Origin of the sequence: Citrobacter sp. CK181, from assembly GCF_030333595.1 — a bacterium.
Taxonomy (GTDB): Bacteria; Pseudomonadota; Gammaproteobacteria; order Enterobacterales; family Enterobacteriaceae; genus Citrobacter_B; species Citrobacter_B koseri.
Window position 1 is genome coordinate 38,753 of the sequence record NZ_JAOWFN010000013.1, and the last position, 22,542, is coordinate 61,294.

Consider the following 22,542-nt stretch of genomic DNA (forward strand, 5'->3'; position numbering starts at 1 on the left):
CGCGGTCGTGGTTAATTTACCGTCAGGAGAGGTGGCTATAGAGTGTTTTAATGGTCTCTTTTAACCAGATAATTTTAGGGTTATGGCTGTTACGTTTATGCCAAAGGAGGGTAAAAGGCACCATCAGTTTTTCTCGCTGGGCGGCGTCAAAAGGGAGAGGACGCGCGACCAACGGGAGCTGGTGGAGCTGGTTATAACGCTGGCAGTAGAGAGGCGCGGTCGCCAGCAGCGAGTGGTTCGGCTGGGCGGCCATAAACAGCGATTGTTCAAACCCCGGTAAACTTAAGGCGATGTTGCGTTTGCGGCCCATCTCCTGCAATACATCATCCAGCGCCCAGGTGTCGCTTTGCTCCCAGCAAATGCTGATATGCGGATAGCGTAAAAATGTTTCCAGATTCCACTCTTCTTGTAGCGCCGGGTGATCTTCCCGCAGCCAGACCCAGGGGAGGTCGCTGAACAGGACTTCAAAATCGATAGACAGCGGCAGCAGGCTGAGAAGCTCCCGCGAACGGGGATGGCTCTCCCTTCCGGTAAAGCCGAGATCCACCTCGCCGCGTGTGATGGCATCCAGCGAGTCGTAATCCCAGTTACGCACCTTGATTGTGGCCTGCGGATAGCGCTGATAAATCTGCTGCGACAGAGAATTGAACATGATCATTACCAGCGGCGACTCTGCCGCCAGTTCAAATTTCAGGCCGCGTGGCGATTCGTGATGCGGTTTATCAAGCAGCTGATTGCTCATCTGCATCCAGTCCGCCAGGCTTTGCTCCATATTGACCATCAGCGGCGTCGGCGTCAGCCCCAGCGGCGTGTTCACAAACAGCGGGTCATCAAACCATGTTCGCAGCTTTGACAGCGACTTACTCACCGCCGAGGGCGTGACGTTCATCCGCTTCGCCGCTTTGGTGACGCTGCGCTCCTGCATCAGAAGCTGCAAACATAACAACAGATTAAGATCGAGACTGGTGATGGATTTTTTCATAATGCGCTGCGGGCTGTATGGTCATCAGTAACAGGATACAGACCATGCTACAGCCAATCAGAATCCCGATCAGCATATTCAGGGCGTTAAAGCCAATGACTGCCGCCAGCCATATCCACAGCGATGACCCGCAGACCTGTGCAATGCCGAGTACAGAGCTTGCGACGCCAGCACGCAGTGAGAATGGGCCTAATGCCTGGCTCATCGCCACGCCAAAGCCAACTGAAAAACCTGCGCAGATGAGCGTCAGGCCAAAGAGCGTGACGGCGTGAGAGGATGAGAGGCTGAGTACGATGCCCGCAGCCAGAAACAGCCCTTGCGACGTGAGCATCAGCGTGCGCGGTTTAAATACGCTCAGCGCAAAGGGCGTTGAGAACGACACCGCCATGCTGATGCCTGCCGTCAGCGCCATTGTGGTGGCGTATTCACCGCGATCAAAGCCCATCATTTCCATGAGCAACACCGGCGAGGTGTTTACAAATGTGAGGATCACCGACACGCTCAACGTAGTGATCGCCAGACGGCTGAGGAAAAAGCGGTTGAGCAGCGACTCTGCATTTTGCTGAGGGCGCGAGGTCGATGAGCATGTTGCCGGGCGCGTTTCTTTCAGGATAAACACCGAGAGCAGGCATACCGCGATACCCATCGCTATCATCGTGTAAAACAGACTTTGCCACGGGAATTTAAGCATAATCAAATGCCCTAACACTGGCGCTAATACCGGCACAATGCAGGTAATTCCGTTTAATAGCGATAACACCTTCGCCCGGCGGCGATCGTCCAGCGTGTCGCGCAAAATCGCAAACGCCACCACATAACAGCACCCCGCCCCGATGCCCTGAATAAAGCGCCCGGTCAGGAACAGCGACCCGTCCGTTGCTCGTGAGCAAAGCATGGAGGCGATGATGAATATCACCGCGCCCGCTATCGCCACCGGTTTGCGCCCTGACTGGTCTGCAACTTTACCCGCAAACAGCATTGCGGTAGCCATCCCGGCCAGGTATACCGAAAACGCGATGTGCAGCTGCGCCTCGCTGGCGTTCAGATCGGCGGCAATACGGGGTAAACCGACCAGATACATGTCGATACCGGCTGGGTAGAGTAAAACAAGGGCAAAACTACAGATTAGAAAGCGGGTCATAGCGTCCTCACAATAAGCGTGGCGCTAAGAATACGGGGAGCTTTTCAGTGACGCGAGTTGCCATTTGGACAACGGTGATTTCCTGTGAGGAAATTTATTATTGCCGGATGGCGGCTTTGCCTTATCCGGCCTACAGATTTAGTCGGCCCGGTAAGCGTAGCGCCACCGGGCAAAACAACATCACTTGCCAATACAGAAGCTGGAGAAAATACGGCCCAGCAGATCGTCGGAGGTAAACTCGCCGGTGATCTCACTCAGCGCCTGCTGCGCCAGACGCAGCTCCTCCGCCAGCAGTTCGCCAGCCCAGGCGCCAAGCAGCTGTGATTTGCCCTGCTGGAGATGTTCTGCGGCTTCTGCCAGCGCCTGAAGATGGCGACGGCGGGCAAGGAAGCCGCCTTCCATATTGGTGTCAAAGCCCATGCTTTGTTTGAGATGGTTACGCAACACATCCACGCCTTCGCCGGTACGGGCGGAAAGACGGACAAGTGAGTGACCATTCACCTCGCTGATACCCAGCGTCTCGCCAGTGATGTCAGCTTTGTTGCGCACAACGGTGATCGGCAGTTTCGCCGGTAAACGGGCGATAAAGTCCGGCCAGATTTCCGCCGGATCAACGGCATCGGTGGTTGTGCCATCCACCATAAACAGCACGCGGTCGGCCTGTTCTATCTCCTGCCAGGCGCGCTCAATCCCAATACGTTCCACTTCATCGCTGGCATCGCGCAGACCGGCGGTATCGATGATGTGCAGCGGCATTCCGTCGATGTGAATATGCTCGCGCAGCACGTCGCGGGTGGTGCCAGCGATATCGGTGACAATGGCGGCCTCACGGCCCGCCAGGGCGTTCAGCAGGCTCGATTTCCCGGCGTTAGGGCGTCCGGCAATGACCACCTTCATCCCTTCACGCAGCAGGCTGCCCTGACGCGCTTCGGCGCGTACCGCATCGAGATCGGCGATCACGCCGTTGAGCTGGGCTTCAATTTTGCCGTCGGAGAGGAAGTCGATCTCCTCGTCCGGGAAGTCAATGGCCGCTTCCACATAGATGCGCAGGTGAGTGAGTGCTTCCACAAGATGATTCACACGCGCGGAAAATGCCCCCTGTAGCGAGTTCAGCGCCGAGCGTGCCGCCTGCTCGGAACTGGCGTCGATCAGGTCGGCAATCGCTTCTGCCTGGGCTAAGTCGAGCTTGTCATTGAGGAACGCGCGCTCGGAGAACTCGCCCGGTCTGGCAATGCGCAGGCCGGGGAGCGTCAGAATACGTTTTAACAGTAGGTCGAGAATGACCGGGCCGCCATGCCCTTGCAGTTCCAGTACGTCTTCACCAGTGAACGAGTTCGGGCCGGGAAACCACAGCGCGATCCCCTGATCCAGCGCCGTGCCATCGGCATCTTTAAACGGCAGGTAATCGGCGTAACGCGGTTTTGGTAGCTTGCCCAATACGGCTTCGGCCACCTCGCGCGCCTTGAGGCCGGAAATGCGCAGGATACCGACGCCACCGCGTCCCGGTGGGGTAGCCTGGGCGACGATAGTGTCGTTATGGCTCATGATCTTCTCTTTTTTGCTAATAAAAAAGGCGGTCAATTGACCGCCCTGTCATCGCTGTTCTGATTGCCGGGTGGCGCTACGCTTACCCGGCCTACATGGAATCAGGAGCTTTTCTTCTCGCGGCTATGCAGGCCACGTTTCTCCAGACCACGGTAAATCAGCTGCTGCTGGATGATGGTTACTAGGTTGCTGACGATATAGTACAGCACCAGACCTGACGGGAACCACAGGAAGAATACCGTGAAGATGACCGGCATAAAGGTCATGATCTTCTGCTGCATCGGGTCGGTCACGGTAGTCGGAGACATCTTCTGGATGAAGAACATCGTCACGCCCATCAGGATCGGCAGGATGTAGTACGGGTCCTGTGCGGACAAGTCATGGATCCACAGTGCGAACGGCGCATGACGCAGTTCAATGGAGCCCATCAGCATGTAGTACAACGCCAGGAAGATAGGCATCTGGATGATCAGCGGGAAGCAGCCGCCCAGCGGGTTAACCTTCTCAGCTTTGTACAGGGCCATCATTTCCTGGCTCTGACGCTGTTTGTCATCGCCCAGACGCTCGCGCATAGCCTGAATCTTCGGCTGTAGCATACGCATCTTCGCCATGGAGGTGTACTGCGCTTTCGTCAGCGGGTACATGATGCCACGAACGATAAAGGTGATAACGATGATGGAGAAGCCCCAGTTACCCAGGAAGCTATGAATCCATTTCAGCAGTTTGAACAGCGGCTGAGAGATGAACCACAGCCAACCGTAATCAACGGTCAGATCCAGGTGCGGTGCAACGGCCGCCATTTTATCCTGAATTTCCGGGCCAACCCACAGGGTGCTGGTCATTGCGCCAGTCTGACCCGGCTGTACCAGAACCGGCTGAGATTTATAGCCGATAGCGGCAATGCCGTTACCCAGATTAGCGGTATAGAAGTTATTGGTGCCGTCGTTACGCGGAATCCATGCCGTTGCGAAGTACTGCTGCAACATGGCGACCCAACCGCCGTTGGAGCTGACGTTCAGGTTTTCGTTATCGGCAATGGTGTCGAATTTGTATTTTTCGTACTTCTCATCCGGCGTGGAGTACGCCGCGCCACGGAAGGTATGCAGTGCAAAGTTGCTGCTACCGGTGTCGCGATGAGACGGCAGATTGATGGATTGCTTCAACTGACCAAAGGTGGAGATCTCCAGCGGTTTCTCACCGGCGTTCTGCACGCTGTAGTTGACGTTGACCGCATATTCACCGCGTTTGAGGACAAACGTTTTGGTGAAGGTGTTGCCAGCGGCGTCAGTCCAGGTCATCGGAACATGCAGTTCGTTCTGGCCATCCGCGAGGACAAACGTGTCGTTATCGACGCTGTACAGCGGACGCGGGCCGTTAGCCGGGTTATCCGGGCCATCACGACCGGTCAGGCCGCTTTGCGCCTGGTAGATAAACTGCGGAGTCGTTTCCAGCAACTGGAACGGTTCTTTAGAACCCAGCTCTTTCGGGTAAGTTGGCAGCAAGGCCTGCTCAACATCACCGCCACGGGTGTTGATGGTCAGATCAAGCACGTCGGTCTTAACCGTAATCAGTTTCCCCTGGCCACTGGCCGGTACGCCCTGGTCGGCGGCGCTACCCGCTGCGGTGGTCGTTGTCTGCGTGGTCTGTTGGGTCTGAGGCTGCGGATTTTTATCCTGCTCCCAGGCTTGCCAGATCATGAAAGACACGAACAGCAAAGCGATGACTAAAAGATTGCGTTGCGAATCCATCGTTAGTGTTCTCTGGTATCAAATGGTCCGGGCGGGACGGGATCGTCACCACCAGGGTGTAAAGGGTGGCATTTTAATACGCGTTTCACCGTCAACCAACTGCCTTTTATCACTCCAAACCTGCGCAATGCCTCAATTCCGTAGCTTGAGCAGGTTGGCGTGAAACGGCAATGCGGCCCAAGCAGCGGACTGATCAGGCGTTGATAGACCCGTATAAGGGCTATCAGGACCCGCGAGCCAGGCGACAGTGGCGGCGCCATAATTTTTCCAACGCTTCCGAGAGAGCACGGTTATCGAGGTCGGCAACCCCTTTTTTCGCCACCACCACGAAATCCATTGCAGGGAGTTCATGTTGACGCAGACGGAAGCTTTCACGCGTCAGACGTTTAATCCGATTGCGTTCATGCGCGCGTCGAACGTTTTTCTTGGCGACGGTTAGACCGATGCGGGGATGCCCCAGCGAATTCAGGCGGCCGAGAATGGTGATTTGCGGCGTGCCAGCCCGTTGTGGCTGCTGGAAGACAAATGTGAAATGACTGGGAGTTAACAAACGTAACTCCCTGGGAAATGCGAGCTTAACCACTCAGGGGTTAGCTTTTATTACTTGGAAACGGTCAGACGAGCGCGGCCTTTAGCACGACGACGTGCCAGAACCTGACGACCATTTTTAGTAGCCATACGAGCACGGAAGCCGTGAGAACGGTTGCGCTTCAGTACAGACGGTTGAAAAGTGCGTTTCATGGCGATTTCTACCTAAACTTGAATAAATTCACTGACTTTTGCGTATACCCGAACGATTATCGAACGACTTACGCCTCAGCGTGGGTGATTAAAGAGGCCGGATTGTAATAATTGTACACTCCAGAGTCAATTCTCTTTCCTTAAAACCCTGCGTTTTTCCGCACCTTTTCGCGCGAAAAACAAGCAGCGCTAACGCCGTACGATGGGCATTGTACAACGGGTGGAGGATTATACGGACTGCCGGGCAAAGCGCAAGGATCGCACGGGATCTTTATTAGATCGTTTATGCAGTATAGCGTCTTTACTCATTAATTTTTTCAATATGCGCGCGAAATCGTGCAGCACTTCGCCTGGATCGTTTACACTTACCCGGTTCTGGATCATCCTGTGGATAAATCGGGAAGAATCTGTGAGAAACAGAAGATCTCTTGCTCAGTTTAGGCTATGATCCGCGGTCCTGATCGTTTCAACGGATCCTGATCGGGTAAAATTGCAGATAGCAATTCGCACGTCACCCTTTTATGCACAGGGTCTTTTCGACGTGCGTCAACAATCATGAATGTTTCAGCCTTTGTCATTTATCGACTTTTGTTCGAGTGGAGTCCGCCGTGTCACTTTCGCTTTGGCAGCAGTGTCTTGCCCGATTGCAGGATGAGTTACCAGCCACAGAATTCAGTATGTGGATACGCCCGTTGCAGGCGGAACTGAGCGATAACACGCTGGCTTTGTATGCGCCAAACCGTTTTGTGCTCGATTGGGTAAGAGACAAGTACCTCAATAATATCAATGGACTGCTGAATAATTTCTGCGGAGCGGATGCCCCACAACTGCGTTTTGAGGTCGGGACGAAGCCTGTCACTCAAACGCTCAAAACGCCGGTCAACAATGTTGTTGCGCCTGCGCAGGTCGCTCAGGCGCAGCCACAGCGTGCGGTGCCAGCCGCAGCGCGCCCGGGCTGGGATAACGTGCCGGCTCCGGCAGAACCGACCTACCGCTCTAACGTCAACGTGAAACACACGTTTGATAACTTCGTCGAAGGTAAATCCAACCAACTGGCGCGCGCGGCGGCGCGTCAGGTGGCGGACAACCCCGGCGGCGCCTACAATCCCTTGTTCCTCTACGGCGGCACCGGTCTGGGTAAAACTCACCTGTTGCATGCGGTGGGCAACGGTATTATGGCGCGCAAACCGAATGCGAAAGTGGTGTATATGCACTCCGAGCGCTTTGTGCAGGACATGGTTAAAGCCTTGCAAAACAACGCGATCGAAGAGTTTAAACGCTACTACCGTTCCGTTGACGCACTGCTTATTGATGACATTCAATTCTTCGCCAATAAAGAACGATCCCAGGAAGAGTTTTTCCACACCTTTAACGCCCTGTTAGAAGGTAATCAGCAGATCATTTTGACGTCGGATCGTTATCCAAAAGAGATCAACGGCGTTGAAGATCGTCTGAAATCCCGCTTCGGTTGGGGGTTGACGGTGGCGATCGAACCGCCTGAGCTGGAAACCCGCGTGGCGATCCTGATGAAAAAAGCGGACGAAAATGATATTCGTTTGCCTGGCGAGGTGGCGTTCTTTATTGCCAAGCGACTACGCTCTAACGTGCGTGAGCTGGAAGGGGCGCTGAACCGCGTGATCGCTAACGCTAACTTTACCGGACGCGCTATCACTATCGACTTTGTGCGTGAAGCGCTGCGCGATCTGCTGGCGTTGCAGGAAAAACTGGTCACCATCGACAATATCCAGAAGACGGTGGCGGAGTATTACAAAATTAAAATCGCGGATCTGCTTTCCAAGCGTCGATCTCGCTCGGTAGCGCGCCCGCGTCAGATGGCTATGGCGCTGGCAAAGGAGCTCACCAACCACAGTCTGCCGGAAATTGGCGACGCGTTTGGTGGACGTGACCACACTACCGTACTTCATGCCTGCCGTAAGATTGAGCAGTTGCGTGAAGAAAGCCATGATATTAAAGAAGATTTCTCAAACTTAATCAGAACATTATCTTCGTGACGCTATGAAATTTACCGTTGAACGTGAACATTTATTAAAACCGCTTCAGCAGGTCAGTGGCCCGCTGGGCGGTCGTCCTACGCTGCCCATTCTCGGTAACCTGCTGTTGCAGGTGGCTGACGGTACGCTGTCGCTGACGGGCACCGATCTTGAAATGGAAATGGTGGCGCGCGTTGCGTTGATTCAACCTCATGAACCAGGCGCAACTACCGTCCCGGCGCGGAAATTCTTTGATATCTGCCGTGGCTTGCCGGAAGGGGCTGAAATTGCCGTCCAGCTGGAAGGCGATCGGATGCTGGTGCGCTCCGGGCGTAGCCGTTTCTCGCTTTCCACGCTTCCTGCCGCCGATTTCCCTAATCTGGATGACTGGCAGAGCGAAGTCGAATTCACCCTGCCGCAGGCAACGATGAAGCGCCTGATTGAAGCCACCCAGTTCTCAATGGCGCATCAGGACGTTCGTTACTACTTAAACGGCATGCTGTTTGAGACTGAAGGTGAAGAGTTGCGTACCGTCGCGACCGACGGTCACCGTCTGGCGGTCTGCTCTATGCCGGTCGGGCAATCTCTGCCTAACCATTCGGTGATTGTGCCGCGTAAAGGCGTGATTGAGCTGATGCGTATGCTCGACGGCGGCGAAACCCCGCTGCGCGTACAGATCGGCAGTAACAACATCCGTGCCCACGTCGGTGATTTTATCTTTACGTCCAAGCTGGTTGATGGTCGTTTCCCGGATTATCGCCGCGTATTGCCGAAGAACCCGGACAAAACGCTGGAAGCGGGTTGCGATATTCTCAAGCAGGCGTTTGCCCGCGCGGCGATTCTCTCCAACGAGAAATTCCGTGGCGTACGCCTGTATGTGAGCGAAAACCAACTCAAAATCACCGCCAACAACCCGGAACAGGAAGAAGCGGAAGAGATTCTGGACGTCACCTACGGCGGTACTGAGATGGAGATCGGCTTTAACGTCAGCTACGTGCTTGATGTGCTGAACGCGCTGAAATGTGAAACCGTGCGTATTCTGCTGACAGACTCCGTTTCCAGCGTACAGATTGAAGATGCGGCGTCTCAAAGTGCTGCGTATGTTGTGATGCCAATGAGACTGTAATGTCGCTCACCCGCCTGTTGATCCGCGACTTTCGCAATATTGAAAATGCGGATCTCGCTTTATCCCCCGGCTTTAACTTCCTGGTTGGCGCAAACGGTAGCGGCAAAACCAGCGTGCTGGAGGCTATCTATACGCTCGGCCACGGCCGGGCGTTTCGCAGTTTGCAGATTGGCCGCGTCATTCGTCACGAGCAGGAGTCGTTTGTCCTCCACGGACGTTTGCAAGGGGAAGAGCGCGAAACCGCCATCGGCCTGACGAAAGACAAGCTGGGCGACAGCAAAGTGCGTATCGACGGCACCGACGGTCACAAAGTGGCGGAGCTGGCGCACCTGATGCCGATGCAGTTGATTACCCCTGAGGGGTTTACTTTACTCAACGGCGGCCCCAAATACAGAAGAGCGTTCCTTGACTGGGGATGCTTTCACAACGAAGTCGGTTTTTTTACCGCCTGGAGCAACCTGAAGCGGTTGCTCAAGCAGCGCAACGCGGCGCTGCGCCAGGTAAGCCGTTATGAACAATTGCGTCCGTGGGATAAGGAGTTGATTCCTCTCGCGGAACAAATCAGTACCTGGCGTGCTGAGTACAGTGCTGGTATTGCGCAGGATATGGCGGATACCTGCCAGCAATTTCTACCGGAGTTCTCCCTCACCTTCTCTTTTCAGCGCGGTTGGGAAAAAGAGACGGATTATGCCGAGGTGCTGGAGCGGAGCTTCGAACGCGATCGCATGTTGACCTACACCGCGCATGGCCCGCACAAAGCGGATTTCCGCATTCGTGCTGACGGTGCGCCGGTGGAAGATACCTTATCGCGTGGGCAGCTTAAACTGCTGATGTGCGCTTTACGACTGGCGCAAGGGGAGTTCCTCACCCGTGAAAGCGGGCGGCGGTGTCTCTACCTGATAGATGATTTTGCCTCTGAACTTGATGATGCGCGTCGCGGGCTGCTGGCCAGCCGCTTGAAAGCGACGCAATCACAGGTCTTTGTCAGCGCAATCAGCGCTGAACACGTTCTGGACATGTCGGACAAAAATTCGAAGATGTTCACCGTGGAAAAGGGTAAAATAACGGATTAACCCAAGATAAATTGAGCGAGAAACGTTGATGTCGAATTCTTATGACTCCTCCAGTATCAAAGTCCTGAAAGGGCTGGATGCGGTGCGTAAGCGCCCGGGTATGTATATCGGCGACACGGATGACGGCACCGGTCTGCACCACATGGTATTCGAGGTGGTAGATAACGCTATCGACGAAGCGCTCGCGGGTCACTGTAAAGACATTATCGTCACCATTCATGCCGATAACTCCGTATCCGTGCAGGATGACGGGCGTGGCATCCCGACCGGTATTCACCCGGAAGAGGGAGTTTCTGCTGCGGAAGTGATCATGACCGTGCTGCACGCGGGCGGTAAATTCGACGATAACTCCTATAAAGTGTCCGGCGGTCTGCACGGCGTGGGTGTTTCCGTGGTTAACGCCCTGTCCCAGAAACTGGAACTGGTTATCCAGCGCGATAACAAAATCCACCGTCAGATCTATGAACATGGCGTACCGCAGGCGCCGCTGGCGGTGACCGGTGAAACTGATAAAACCGGTACGATGGTGCGTTTCTGGCCGAGCCTGGAAACCTTCACCAACGTCACCGAATTTGAATACGAAATTCTGGCTAAGCGTCTGCGTGAGCTGTCCTTCCTGAACTCCGGCGTCTCTATTCGTCTGAAAGACAAGCGCGACGGCAAAGAAGACCATTTCCACTACGAAGGCGGCATCAAAGCGTTTGTTGAGTACCTCAACAAGAACAAAACGCCGATCCACCCGAATATCTTCTACTTCTCCACCGAAAAAGACGGTATCGGCGTGGAAGTGGCATTGCAGTGGAACGACGGTTTCCAGGAAAACATCTACTGCTTTACCAACAACATTCCGCAGCGTGACGGCGGTACGCACCTTGCAGGCTTCCGTGCGGCGATGACCCGTACCCTGAACGCCTATATGGATAAAGAAGGCTACAGCAAGAAAGCCAAAGTCAGCGCCACCGGCGACGATGCGCGTGAAGGCCTGATTGCCGTGGTTTCCGTGAAGGTGCCGGACCCGAAATTCTCCTCCCAGACCAAAGATAAACTGGTCTCTTCCGAGGTGAAATCGGCGGTGGAACAGCAGATGAACGAGCTGCTGAGCGAATACCTGCTGGAAAACCCGTCCGACGCCAAAATCGTGGTCGGCAAAATTATCGATGCGGCGCGTGCGCGTGAAGCCGCGCGTCGTGCGCGTGAAATGACGCGTCGTAAAGGCGCGCTGGATCTGGCGGGTCTGCCGGGTAAACTGGCGGATTGTCAGGAACGCGACCCGGCGCTGTCTGAACTGTACCTTGTGGAAGGGGACTCCGCGGGCGGCTCTGCTAAACAGGGTCGTAACCGCAAGAACCAGGCGATTCTGCCGCTGAAGGGTAAAATCCTCAACGTGGAGAAAGCGCGCTTTGACAAGATGCTCTCTTCCCAGGAAGTGGCGACGCTGATCACTGCACTGGGCTGCGGCATCGGTCGTGACGAGTACAACCCGGATAAACTGCGCTATCACAGCATTATCATCATGACCGATGCGGACGTCGATGGCTCGCACATCCGTACGCTGCTGTTGACCTTCTTCTATCGTCAGATGCCGGAAATCGTCGAGCGCGGTCACGTCTACATTGCGCAGCCGCCGCTGTACAAAGTGAAGAAAGGCAAGCAGGAACAGTACATTAAAGACGATGAAGCGATGGATCAGTACCAGATCTCCATCGCTCTGGATGGCGCAACGCTGCACACCAATGCCAGCGCACCGGCACTGGCGGGCGAAGCGTTAGAAAAACTGGTTTCTGATTACAACGCGACGCAGAAAATGATTGGCCGTATGGAGCGTCGCTTCCCGAAAGCGCTGCTGAAAGAGCTGGTTTATCAGCCGACACTGACGGAAGCCGATCTTAGCAACGAACAGGCTGTCACCCGTTGGGTGAACGCGCTGATTACCGAGCTGAACGAGAAAGAGCAGCACGGCAGCCAGTGGAAGTTTGACGTTCGCGAGAACGCCGAACAGCAGCAGTTCGAACCGATTGTTCGCGTGCGTACCCACGGCGTGGATACCGACTATCCGCTGGATCACGAGTTTGTTACCGGCGGCGAATACCGTCGCATCTGCACGCTCGGTGAGAAGCTGCGCGGTCTGATCGAAGACGATGCGTTCATTGAACGCGGCGAGCGCCGTCAGCCGGTTGCGAGCTTCGAGCAGGCGCTGGAGTGGCTGGTGAAAGAGTCCCGTCGTGGCCTGGCGATTCAGCGCTATAAAGGTCTGGGCGAGATGAACCCGGATCAGCTGTGGGAAACCACGATGGACCCGGAAAGCCGTCGTATGCTGCGCGTCACCGTGAAAGATGCGATTGCCGCCGACCAGCTGTTCACTACGCTGATGGGCGATGCCGTTGAACCGCGTCGCGCCTTTATCGAAGAGAACGCCCTGAAAGCGGCAAACATCGATATCTAATCAGCTTGTAGGCCTCTCCTGTAGGCCTGATAAGCGAAGCGCCATCAGGCAGTTCATCAGCCTAAGCTGCCGGATGGCGGCTTAGGCCTTATCCGGCCTACAACCGATCTGCAAAAGGGGAATCCCGGTTCCCCTTTCCATCCCCCTTTTCGTTGCTGTTTTTTGAGCGGAATCGCGTTAGCATGAGGACGGACTCATTTAATCCGGGGAACTCATGGCTATCAAACTCATTGCTATCGATATGGATGGCACCCTTTTGCTGCCCGATCACACCATTTCACCTGCGGTAAAAACGGCGATTGCCGCCGCGCGCGCCCGTGGCGTTAACGTGGTGCTGACCACTGGCCGTCCGTATGCGGGTGTCCATAGCTATCTGAAAGAGCTTCACATGGAACAACCCGGCGACTACTGCATCACCTACAATGGCGCGCTGGTGCAGAAAGCGGGCGATGGCAGTACCGTTGCGCAAACGGCGCTGAGCTATGACGATTACCGCTTTCTGGAGAAGTTGTCCCGCGAAGTCGGCTCACACTTCCACGCGCTGGATCGCAACACGCTGTACACCGCAAACCGTGATATCAGCTACTACACCGTACATGAATCCTATGTCGCCACCATTCCGCTGGTGTTCTGTGAAGCGGAGAAAATGGACCCGGCAACGCAGTTCCTGAAAGTGATGATGATTGATGAACCCGTCATCCTTGATCAGGCCATTGCGCGTATTCCGGCGGAAGTAAAAGAGAAATATACCGTGTTAAAAAGTGCGCCGTACTTCCTCGAAATCCTGGATAAACGCGTCAATAAAGGCACTGGCGTGAAGTCGCTGGCCGATGCGCTGGGGATCAAGCCGGAAGAAATCATGGCGATTGGCGATCAGGAAAACGACATCGCGATGATCGAATATGCAGGCATGGGTGTGGCGATGGACAACGCGATTCCGTCGGTGAAAGAGGTGGCTAATTTTGTCACCAAATCCAACCTGGAAGACGGCGTGGCATACGCAATTGAGAAATTTGTACTGAATTAAGTGGCTGGCCTGGATTAAGAGAAACCGCCATCCGGGAACCCACTGACGCGGCGGACTACAGTACTTCGCTGGTTTGCCGTTCCCCCGGCCAGTTTGACGGGGGAACGGTCCGATCACGACTTATTCAAATCAATGCTCAGAATGCGTTCTTTAGCCCCTTCTACAAACACATCTGGATCCCAGTCGCGGTTAAAGCCTTCTTTGATGCCAATGTAAAGGGTATCCATGTCGTCCGATAACACCATCTGGTTTGGGTAGACCGGCATGTTAAATTCACGGGTGATGCTGTATTTGGTGGCATCCACTACGCTGATGGTGCCGCTGGTGAAGTTGGTGACATACAGTTCGTTATATTTCGGATTGTATTTCACCGCGTTAGCTCCGGCTCCTGTGTGCACATAGCCAAGCTGTTTACCGTCGCGTAAGTCAAAAATATAGAGTCCATCTTTTGTACCGGAGCGATCGTCATGGTCGAATACCACCACAAAGGCACGGTCAGAAGCGGAGTCCACCGCCAGATTCTGCACACTTGTGATTTGTGGTCTCGGATCTTTCAACGGGATGGTACGCAGCAGCGTCTGATTTTTCGCATCAATTTCGTTGATGTAATCTCTTCCGCCAACGTAGATTTTCTGTGTTTTTTCATCCATCGTCAGACCATACGCTGTACCTTTGTAAGCATCCTTAACCTCGCCTTTTAAGGCAAGCGTCGTCCCGTCGAGCATTAACAGCTTATGCAGAGGCTTCATGCCCTCGGCCGTTTTCAGCATATTGCTATAACTCACAAACAGGGTATCGGAATCCTGGCTGTAAACCATATGGCGCAAATGCTCAAAACGCGAATCTGCAGCGTTTGCCGCTTTAAAACTTAACCTGTCACTGGTTCTTACCAGTTTGCCGGTTGAGGTGTCAAACATACTGATACGCAGGGACGCTGACTGGGTGTGTCCGATATAGAGCTGATGTTTATCCTGATTTATCGCCAGCGAAAATGCCCGGTATGGCATCGTGTATTTATTTTCGACTTTCAGCGAATCTGAATTAAACGAATACAGATAGCCTTTATTGGCTTCACGATTTACACGATCGGTGACTGCTGCAAACACCTTTTTACTGGCATTATCAAACGCCAGTTCATAGACGCCTTCATCAGGGGACTGAAGGTAATTCGTTTTCAGGGCAAATCGCGAAAGTTCGCGTTCAGGTGGATCGATAGCCATGGCCATCGTGGGTAAAAATAGTGAAATTAACAGGTATAGCGGTGCTTTGGATAAAGTGAAAATATTCATTTTTCGTTCCTGCAATAAAATTGACATAAGAGAGAAAACGTACTGTCTGAACCTCGCGGAAATTGTCATCAGAAACGAATGTCCCCGCCAAATATCCATGTTCTGCCACGCGCGGAATTGGCCGGGTGGGTCTCGTCACCAAGACCCGGCATCATGTTGAGCTTATTCAGCGCCTCCGAATAATCTCTGTTCATCAGGTTTTGTACCGAAAGTTTCAGTGTCAGATTGCGGTTGTACTCGTAAGTACCATAGAGATCGATAATCGTTGGAATCTGCGGCAAATCCTGTTTGATTATTGCGCCGGTATGTTCGTCCTGCTCAAAATCAGGCGACAGGCGACGAGCTTTGCCTGTGTATTTTATGATAGTGCCCAGGGTCAACGCGTTATCGAAGAAGCGAACACCGGTATCCAGCGTCATGTATTTTCTGGGCAGTTCGGTCATATCCCCTGCGCCAAAGTAGGTGCTGGCGATGGAGGTTGGCTGGTCTGTTTGCTGCTGGCTGAAAGAGAGTCGGCCAAAGGCAAAACCTGCATCATAATCCATCTCCAGTTCGAAGCCCTTTGCGATAACGTCGCTTGCCGAGTTAACGTAGATGTACATATTGTCGCTGTATTCATCGCTCATGCCCTCCCAGTCATTGCCAATCACCTCAGCCATACTGCATTTACGACCTCCAGAACAAACCAGATAAGACTCGCTGTAGATGTAGTTCTGGATCCTGCTGCGGTACGCCAGAGCCTTAAAGCGCAGGGCATCCTGTTCGACCAGTAAATCTCTGGTATCAATGTTAAAACCCGCCTGCCAGGTTTCTGCACGTTCAGGCTTCAGGAATGGGTTCATGGATGCGCCTCCTGAATTAGAGAAGAACATCTCCTGGATGTTCGGGGCGCGCATGGATTTGCTGTAGCCAATGAACGGCTGAAGCCATGGTGTTACCTGAGCAGAAAGCTGAACTGAAGGGTTGAAGCCACCCTCCTTATCGTCAATATCGTAGCTACCCTGTGGCACGCAGATAACGCGTGAATCGCAGGCGGGCTTGTACCCTGTGATCCTGTTACGTGTGTAGTTGAGATTGAAATCTGCCTCCCAGATGCCGCGCGTAACCTTCAGCCCGGTATACAGCGCTGAAATATCCTGCTGACCGGAGGGTGCGAACGGATTGTTCTCGATCGCTTCCTGATTCGCTTTCGGGTCGCCCGCCGCTGAGTGAATGGTTCGGTCATAGCGGGTACGCATCAGTTTGCTGCCCAGCATAAACTCCAGGTCATTGTCCGCGACAGTGAACCGGCTGGTATTGTTGATATCCAGCGCGTCAGAACGATTTTGCGCTGAGGTTTTGTAGAAAGTATACAGCGAGCCATCACGATACTTTTGATTACCGCGGCTGGTACTGGCCGTTACGTTAAAGTCAATTAATTCAGAAAAAGGGGTGTAATGATATTTAATGTAATAGTCGTCACTGGTTATATCACGACGTGTAAATTTATTTTCATAGGTTCGAGCGGAAAGTTCGAAGCTGTTAAATTCGTCTGGTCTGATATCCATTTTATACAGTTGGGATTTTGGGTTCTGCTTCATATATTTATCATAACCAAACTCTTTGCTGTTAATTCCAGAGCCATTTGAGAAATTAGAGTAAACAGAACTGCCGCTCACAGCGGCCATAACGCCAACGCTGCCTGTATCCGTAAAAGCGTCGGTTTTTCCACCGACGGCGATCATTCCGCTGCGCCCAAGCCCATTGCTGCCAACTGAGAAACGTGAACGAAGGCCATATGTATTACCGTTAAATATCACATCGTCAACGCCAATAGTACGCATGTTTGCACTACCGGCCAGGGCGTTGACTCCTGCCGGGCCACTGCTGTCGCCGCGCGTAACATCAACTGCTACCAGAAAATTAGGGTCGATAAGTACGCCAGCCATATTGTTGGTTGAGCCATGTGCAGTGGTACCGGAGGTTGAGGAGCCGTAAAAACTTTGGGTGATACCGTCCACCATAGTGTTTACGCGGCCAAATCCGCTCATGCCGCGAATATTCACACTTACTGCTCCCTGGCCTGGATCGATTTGGGTATAAGTACCGGGCATGCTGCGCAGCGTTGCGTCGAGTGATTGCAGGTTTTTGTCCGTTGTCCGGGAACTGGTCGCGCCTGTTTTCTCAAGAGCCTCCTGCTCACTGGTCGTCTTCCCGATAGAAACGTTGAGCGGGCTGAATTCTGCCGCTCCTTTTTTATCGGTACCTGTTTTTTCACTGATGGATTGTGCGTAAGCGCCGCAGCTGAGCAATAATATGCCTGAGCCGATGGCCAGTTTAATAACGTTCATAAATATCCTTAGAAGTATCGTAATAAATAAAAGATCCAGATCTTTGTTTATTTTTTAATAAAACTTCTCTGACGTTTTCTTGATTTTTTCGACAGCAGTGAAGTCTGATAAAATGTTCAGCATAAAAATGAATATCAAATTTCAGTTAAGCGAACCAGAGTCGCTAATTTTCCCTTAACTCCGTCAGATCAAAGGTAATCGGCATTTTTACTTTAAAGAAGCCTCCCTCTAATATTTCAGCTGGTGGTCTGGGAAGTGGTTGAGCGCGTTCTAAAACGGCAACAGCTTCGCGATCGAGAGAGAGGGTTCCCGAAGACGTTGCCAGAGAATTACTGACAACGGTGCCTTCCGCGTTAACGGTAAAAGTCACTATGGCTGTGCCGGTTCGTGCGCGTTTTCTGGCATCGCCTGGGTAACGTTTATAACGGTTAAGGTGGCCTTTCACTCTGCTTTCCCAGGATGCACCGGAATTGTCTCGCTTCGCTGAGTCACTGTTGAAAGGCGCAGCAATACGGGATGATTCGACCGGGGCCTGAGGCGCGGCATTACTGGAAACGGCTGCGTGGCTGCTGTCGCTGGTTTGATCCTTTATCTTACGTGGCGGACGTGGCTTTTTCTTTTCCCCGTCGGATGCCTTTTTCTTCCTGGTTATTTCAATGGTCGCATCCCTGTCTTCAGTGACAGGACGCTGCTGCCTGTCCTCAGCCTGCTGCTTTTCTTCTGCCGCTGCGGATTCCTGCTGAGCGATTCCCACCGGAAGCGGAAGAGGAGAAGAAGGAGCCTCGATATTATCGGCCCATTGCAGCATTATCGCCGGGGCAGGAGGCGTGGCGGGCTGTATGTCGGAAAACCGCCAGACAAACGCAAGGAAAAGCAGTCCATGAAGCAGCAGTGAACAGATAAACCAGCCGCTCCATTTTGCCGGTCGTGGAAGGTAGAGAATATTCATCATCCATGGTTTACCGTTTTGCAGTGTCTGGCGTCACGAACCACACGTAGTCAGCATGATCTACGGTGATGTTCATCCCTTTTTCTGCGAGCATCAGTACCACAGGCTGGGTGCCGGGGGCGAGATCTTCTATGTGTAACGGTACGCCGATGCTTTTTGACGCGTGATAACCTCCTGCAATCAACAACGACGGAGCCGGGGCATCCAGAAGCTGGCGGGCCATGTAGCGATCCCGCTGTTGCTGAACAGAGAGCATTGACGCCAGTTGCTGGCCTTCAATGTTGCCTTCATGCATGGCTATGATGGTTTCGCGCAGAGCTTCTTGTACCGCAGGTGCTGTGGATTTTTTCCCTTCAGGAAATTCGTTTTTTTTGTACAGCGCCATTACCCGATCCCGGTCAATGTTGGCATTGAGCAGAGGGTAAGGCGCACGTAATGCCTGCATGACTATGTCGCCATACATCTCCCAGGGCCACCCTTTTTGCCAGTTAAGCAGTTCCTGAATACGGCCATCCCGGACCACGGGATCATCTTTCAGCCAGCGTTTAACCTGGTTAACGCGGGGCTGCTGGTCTGCCGTCAGCATCTCAAGCAGCACACTCCCCTGTGGTCGCCGGGTGGGCAGGTTTTGAATAAGCCAGAGCTCAATCTGATGATGTCCGGCATTATCGTGTTTTTCGCCAATAATAAGCTGCCGGGCAACGGCAAGCTCAGCCAAAAGCTCTTGTTTGGTAATGGTTTTATTGCTTTTTAAATCAACTATTTGCCCGTCAGAAACACGGGCTGTTTGTAATGGTTTATTCTGGTTTATTGATGCAGGCTGGCTACAGGAGCTCAGGCTCAGACTGGCTAACGCTATCAAAGAAGTCAGGATTATTTTTTTTCGCATATTTCTGCCTGGAAGAGGCCTTCACTGGCCATTTTATTGATGCAGACTGGTTTATAACAGGCAGGTATGTTAACAAACCATAATCGCGAATGAAACTCATTATCACCTACATTATCATTAGCAGCATCCTGAATTCACTTTTTGTTGCCAACATTTTAGTTAAATATCGCAATAACATGACTGTTAGTAAGTTAATATTCTGAGTTTTTAAAAGCGGTAGCTACCCTCCCCAAATGGAGCTCTCTTATATCCTGCTGGTCGGCGACGTTAAACGGGTAGGCTAATTTCTTCCAATGCTATACCCTGATGCGAAAACCGCGCATCAGGGTATCTCCATGAAACAAATCACTTTCGCTTTGCGTCATCATCAGCTTACGAATACCAACACCTGGACGGCGGACAGCCAGTGGCTGGTTTTTGATGTGCGTCCGTCAGGCGCCTCGTTTACCGGTGAGACGATTGAGCGCGTCAACGTACAGACTGGCGAGGTTGAGGTCATTTATCGCGCTACGCAGGGCGCGCACGTTGGCGTGGTGACCGTTCATCCACAAGACGATCGCTATGTGTTCATTCATGGCCCGGAGAACCCGGACGAGACGTGGCGTTATGATTTCCACCATCGTCGCGGCGTGATAGCGGCGCAAAACCGCGTGACGAATCTGGATGCAATGGACATCACCGTGCCGTATACGCCCGGCGCGCTGCGCGGCGGCAGCCATGTGCATGTGTTCAGTCCGAACGGCGAGCGTGTCAGCTTCACCTATAACGACCATGTACTGCGTGAGCGCGATCCGGCGCTGGACTTGCGTAACGTCGGCGTTGCGGTGCCGTATGGCCCGGTTACGGTAGCGGTTCAGCATCCTCGGGAGTACAGCGGCAGCCACTGGTGCGTGTTGGTGAGCCAGACCACGCCGGCGCCACGGCCGGGCAGCGATGACATTAACCGCGCCTACGAAGAGGGGTGGGTGGGCGATCATGCGTTGGCGTTTATTGGCGATACCTTGTCGGCGAAGGGTGAAAAAGTGCCGGAGCTGTTTCTGGTGGCGTTGCCGCAGGATGAAAAAGGCTGGAAACAGGCAGGCGATATGCCGCTGACCGGAACAGAATCAACGCTGCCAGCGCCGCCTGCGGGCGTTGTTCAGCGCCGTCTGACCTTTACGCACGATCGCGCTTTCCCTGGGCTGGTAAACGTTCCGCGCCATTGGGTGCGGAGTAACCCGCAAGCCACGGACATTGCGTTTTTGATGCGCGATGATCGCGGTATTGTCCAGCTCTGGCTGATCCCGGCGCAGGGGGGAGAGCCGCGCCAGCTTACGCATAACGCGACCGATATTCAGTCAGCGTTCAACTGGCACCCGTCAGGCCAGTGGTTGGGGTTTGTGCTGGAAAACCGCATTGCCTGCTGCGACGCGCAGAGCGGGGCAATCGCCTTTTTAACGGAGAGTCATGACAGCCAGCCTTCAGCGGACGCCGTTGTTTTTTCGCCGGATGGAGCGTTAATCGCGTGGATGGAAGAGGTTGACGGTTTCCGCCAGCTTTGGGTGACGGAAACCGAACGATAAATCAGTGAGCGGGCATTTTTGCCGGGGGGATAACGGCGTTGGTCATCTTCGTTTTCTCCTCGCTCTTTTCCACTCGCGACTTCACTGAGCTGTCTGTGCGGAAGAAGTCCCACGGCAAGAGTATCGTATCCATGACGGCGGTAAAGGGCATATCCAGGATTGCCAGCGATTTGGTGCCCCAGTTTGTATCACTGCTGCCGATCATTTCGGCGCTGGCGCGTGTGCCGGGGTAGGTCCCCTCTTTGCCGCCGGTATGTGACATTACGCTGGAGCAGCCACCCAGTAAAACCAATCCACTGCACATCATCAGCGTTAACAACACATTTTTTATCATGATTTATTCATCTGTTGATTATCGGTGTTTGCATGATGAGTTATAGCGATCCGTCGCGAAAAATAACATCACCATCACGTCGCACTGTGGCGCTTATCGCACTTTAACAATGTGTGCTGTTCACCCAGTCTATGCGATAGACAACAAACTGCAAAAAAAGTCCCCTGCAAGCGCTTGAAAAGTTCATTTCCAGACCCATTTTTAGGGTGTAGGCAAATAAAGAGCACGCCTGATGGGTGTTCTGGCTACCTGACCTGTCCATGATGGAAGGTCAACTATTCTCGCTGATTTCAGGATCTATTCATTATGCGTAACTTTGACTTATCCCCGCTGTACCGTTCTGCCATTGGTTTTGATCGTCTGTTTAACCTCTTAGAAAACAACCAGAGCCAGAGTAATGGCGGTTATCCTCCGTATAACGTCGAGCTGGTGGATGAAAACCATTACCGCATTGCGATTGCCGTTGCAGGCTTTGCGGAAAGCGAACTGGAAATTACTGCTCAGGATAATCTGCTGGTGGTAAAAGGCGCTCATGCGGATGAGCAAAAAGAACGTACCTATCTCTACCAGGGCATCGCAGAGCGTAACTTTGAACGCAAATTCCAGTTAGCAGAGAATATTCATGTTCGCGGCGCTAACCTGGTGAACGGTCTGCTGTATATCGACCTGGAGCGCGTGATTCCAGAAGCGAACAAACCGCGCCGTATCGAAATTAACTGATTCAGTCAGGTCGCCGCCGGCGGCCTGTTATCCCCATGCTCGCCGTCAGGGAGCATATGCGAATCTGAGGATTCGCTGGGTATTACTCGCTTCTTAGAAGGAGATTATTATCATGCGTAATTACGATTTATCCCCACTGCTGCGTCAATGGATCGGTTTTGACAAACTGGCCAACGCCCTGCAAAACACCGGTGAAAGCCAGGGCTTCCCGCCCTATAACATTGAAAAAAGCGATGACAACCACTACCGCATTACCCTCGCGTTAGCCGGTTTCCGTCAGGAAGATCTGGATATTCAACTGGAAGGCACGCGCCTGACCGTAAAAGGCACGCCAGCGCAGCCGGAAAAAGAAACCAAATGGTTGCATCAGGGCCTGGTGACACAGCCATTCAGTCTGAGTTTTACTCTGGCAGAAAATATGGAGGTCAGCGGCGCGACCTTCACCAATGGGTTATTGCACATTGATTTAACCCGCAACGAGCCGGAAACCATCGCTCCGCAGCGTATCGCTATTAGCGAACGTCCCGCGTTAAATAGCTAGTCCAGGACTACCTGTAGGCCGGATAAAGCGTAGCCGCCATCCGGCAAATCGCCCGGTGCGCTATGCTTACCGGGCCTACAAAGCGACGCAGAACCTATAGGTCCGGCATCA

20 protein-coding genes and 1 other annotated feature are annotated in these 22,542 nt (G+C 53.3%); of the genes, 8 read left to right on the forward strand and 12 right to left on the reverse strand.

The annotated features are described in order from the left end of the window. Positions 1-22 precede the first annotated feature (22 nt). The 7 genes from yidZ to rpmH form a co-directional block, all read right to left on the reverse strand. Positions 23-982: an HTH-type transcriptional regulator YidZ gene (gene yidZ / locus OGW17_RS11560; RefSeq protein ID WP_012000814.1), complete on the reverse strand. Its 960-nt coding sequence runs from the start codon at positions 980-982 to the stop codon at positions 23-25. Then, positions 951-2,123 (reverse strand): MFS transporter, encoded by a 1,173-nt coding sequence (locus tag OGW17_RS11565; RefSeq protein ID WP_012000813.1) that lies wholly within the window; start codon positions 2,121-2,123, stop codon positions 951-953. The genes yidZ and OGW17_RS11565 overlap by 32 nt, the downstream gene beginning before the upstream one ends. Before the next feature lie 180 nt (positions 2,124-2,303). Further along, entirely contained in the window at positions 2,304-3,668 is a 1,365-nt protein-coding gene (mnmE, locus tag OGW17_RS11570) for a tRNA uridine-5-carboxymethylaminomethyl(34) synthesis GTPase MnmE (RefSeq protein WP_024130083.1), read from the reverse strand. A gap of 101 nt (positions 3,669-3,769) precedes the next feature. After that, a complete protein-coding gene (gene yidC / locus OGW17_RS11575; RefSeq protein WP_012000810.1) occupies positions 3,770-5,416 on the reverse strand; it encodes a membrane protein insertase YidC in 1,647 nt (548 codons plus the stop codon). A 2-nt stretch (positions 5,417-5,418) separates the two neighbouring features. Next, the gene (gene yidD / locus OGW17_RS11580) at positions 5,419-5,676 is read right to left on the reverse strand and encodes a membrane protein insertion efficiency factor YidD (RefSeq protein ID WP_001307474.1); all 258 of its coding nucleotides are present in this window, start codon (positions 5,674-5,676) and stop codon (positions 5,419-5,421) included. Next, complete coding sequence (rnpA, locus tag OGW17_RS11585) at positions 5,640-5,999, reverse strand: ribonuclease P protein component (RefSeq protein WP_012000809.1); 360 nt, start codon at positions 5,997-5,999, stop codon at positions 5,640-5,642. Before rnpA ends, yidD begins: the two co-directional genes overlap by 37 nt. 17 nt (positions 6,000-6,016) lie before the next feature. Further along, complete coding sequence (gene rpmH / locus OGW17_RS11590) at positions 6,017-6,157, reverse strand: 50S ribosomal protein L34 (protein WP_000831330.1); 141 nt, start codon at positions 6,155-6,157, stop codon at positions 6,017-6,019. 608 nt (positions 6,158-6,765) lie between these two features. On the opposite strand from rpmH, the gene dnaA reads away from it, so the two are divergent. The 5 genes from dnaA (at position 6,766) to yidA (ending at position 13,817) form a co-directional block, all read left to right on the forward strand. Then, on the forward strand, positions 6,766-8,169 hold the full coding sequence (dnaA, locus tag OGW17_RS11595; RefSeq protein ID WP_024130081.1) for a chromosomal replication initiator protein DnaA: 1,404 nt from the start codon (positions 6,766-6,768) through the stop codon (positions 8,167-8,169). Between the two features lie 4 nt (positions 8,170-8,173). Beyond that, positions 8,174-9,274: a DNA polymerase III subunit beta gene (dnaN, locus tag OGW17_RS11600; protein WP_012000806.1), complete on the forward strand. Its 1,101-nt coding sequence runs from the start codon at positions 8,174-8,176 to the stop codon at positions 9,272-9,274. After that, a complete protein-coding gene (gene recF / locus OGW17_RS11605; protein WP_012000805.1) occupies positions 9,274-10,347 on the forward strand; it encodes a DNA replication/repair protein RecF in 1,074 nt (357 codons plus the stop codon). Before dnaN ends, recF begins: the two co-directional genes overlap by 1 nt. Before the next feature lie 28 nt (positions 10,348-10,375). After that, complete coding sequence (gene gyrB / locus OGW17_RS11610; RefSeq protein WP_012000804.1) at positions 10,376-12,790, forward strand: DNA topoisomerase (ATP-hydrolyzing) subunit B; 2,415 nt, start codon at positions 10,376-10,378, stop codon at positions 12,788-12,790. A 214-nt stretch (positions 12,791-13,004) separates the two neighbouring features. Next, positions 13,005-13,817: a sugar-phosphatase gene (gene yidA / locus OGW17_RS11615; protein WP_012000803.1), complete on the forward strand. Its 813-nt coding sequence runs from the start codon at positions 13,005-13,007 to the stop codon at positions 13,815-13,817. 113 nt (positions 13,818-13,930) lie between these two features. On the opposite strand, the gene senB is transcribed toward yidA, so the two are convergent. The 4 genes from senB to OGW17_RS11635 form a co-directional block, all read right to left on the reverse strand. Continuing rightward, positions 13,931-15,106 carry an enterotoxin production-related protein TieB gene (gene senB / locus OGW17_RS11620; RefSeq protein ID WP_024130080.1) on the reverse strand — a complete coding sequence of 392 codons (1,176 nt, stop codon included), beginning with the start codon at positions 15,104-15,106 and terminating at the stop codon, positions 13,931-13,933. 68 nt (positions 15,107-15,174) lie between these two features. Then, positions 15,175-17,436: a TonB-dependent receptor domain-containing protein gene (locus tag OGW17_RS11625; RefSeq protein WP_058668315.1), complete on the reverse strand. Its 2,262-nt coding sequence runs from the start codon at positions 17,434-17,436 to the stop codon at positions 15,175-15,177. Between the two features lie 163 nt (positions 17,437-17,599). Continuing rightward, entirely contained in the window at positions 17,600-18,388 is a 789-nt protein-coding gene (locus tag OGW17_RS11630) for an energy transducer TonB family protein (protein ID WP_071259094.1), read from the reverse strand. A gap of 7 nt (positions 18,389-18,395) precedes the next feature. Beyond that, entirely contained in the window at positions 18,396-19,274 is an 879-nt protein-coding gene (locus OGW17_RS11635; RefSeq protein ID WP_071259096.1) for a ChaN family lipoprotein, read from the reverse strand. 335 nt (positions 19,275-19,609) lie between these two features. Here OGW17_RS11635 and OGW17_RS11640 point away from each other — a divergent pair, with 335 nt between their 5' ends. Continuing rightward, entirely contained in the window at positions 19,610-20,836 is a 1,227-nt protein-coding gene (locus OGW17_RS11640; protein ID WP_071259097.1) for a YidR family protein, read from the forward strand. 1 nt (position 20,837) lies between these two features. Here OGW17_RS11640 and OGW17_RS11645 read toward each other — a convergent pair whose 3' ends face one another. Continuing rightward, positions 20,838-21,170, reverse strand: coding sequence for a YceK/YidQ family lipoprotein (locus OGW17_RS11645; RefSeq protein ID WP_058668313.1), 333 nt, complete (start codon positions 21,168-21,170; stop codon positions 20,838-20,840). A gap of 240 nt (positions 21,171-21,410) precedes the next feature. Beyond that, positions 21,411-21,483 (forward strand) — a sequence feature (ROSE (Repression Of Heat Shock gene Expression) occurs in the 5'-region of heat shock genes and acts as an RNA thermometer to modulate expression.). On the opposite strand from OGW17_RS11645, the gene ibpA reads away from it, so the two are divergent. Both ibpA and ibpB read left to right on the forward strand, forming a co-directional pair. Further along, positions 21,477-21,890, forward strand: coding sequence for a small heat shock chaperone IbpA (gene ibpA / locus OGW17_RS11650; protein WP_006687722.1), 414 nt, complete (start codon positions 21,477-21,479; stop codon positions 21,888-21,890). Its footprint overlaps the feature before it by 7 nt. Positions 21,891-22,002: 112 nt before the next feature. Next, positions 22,003-22,431 carry a small heat shock chaperone IbpB gene (gene ibpB, locus OGW17_RS11655; RefSeq protein ID WP_071259100.1) on the forward strand — a complete coding sequence of 143 codons (429 nt, stop codon included), beginning with the start codon at positions 22,003-22,005 and terminating at the stop codon, positions 22,429-22,431. Positions 22,432-22,542 lie beyond the last annotated feature (111 nt).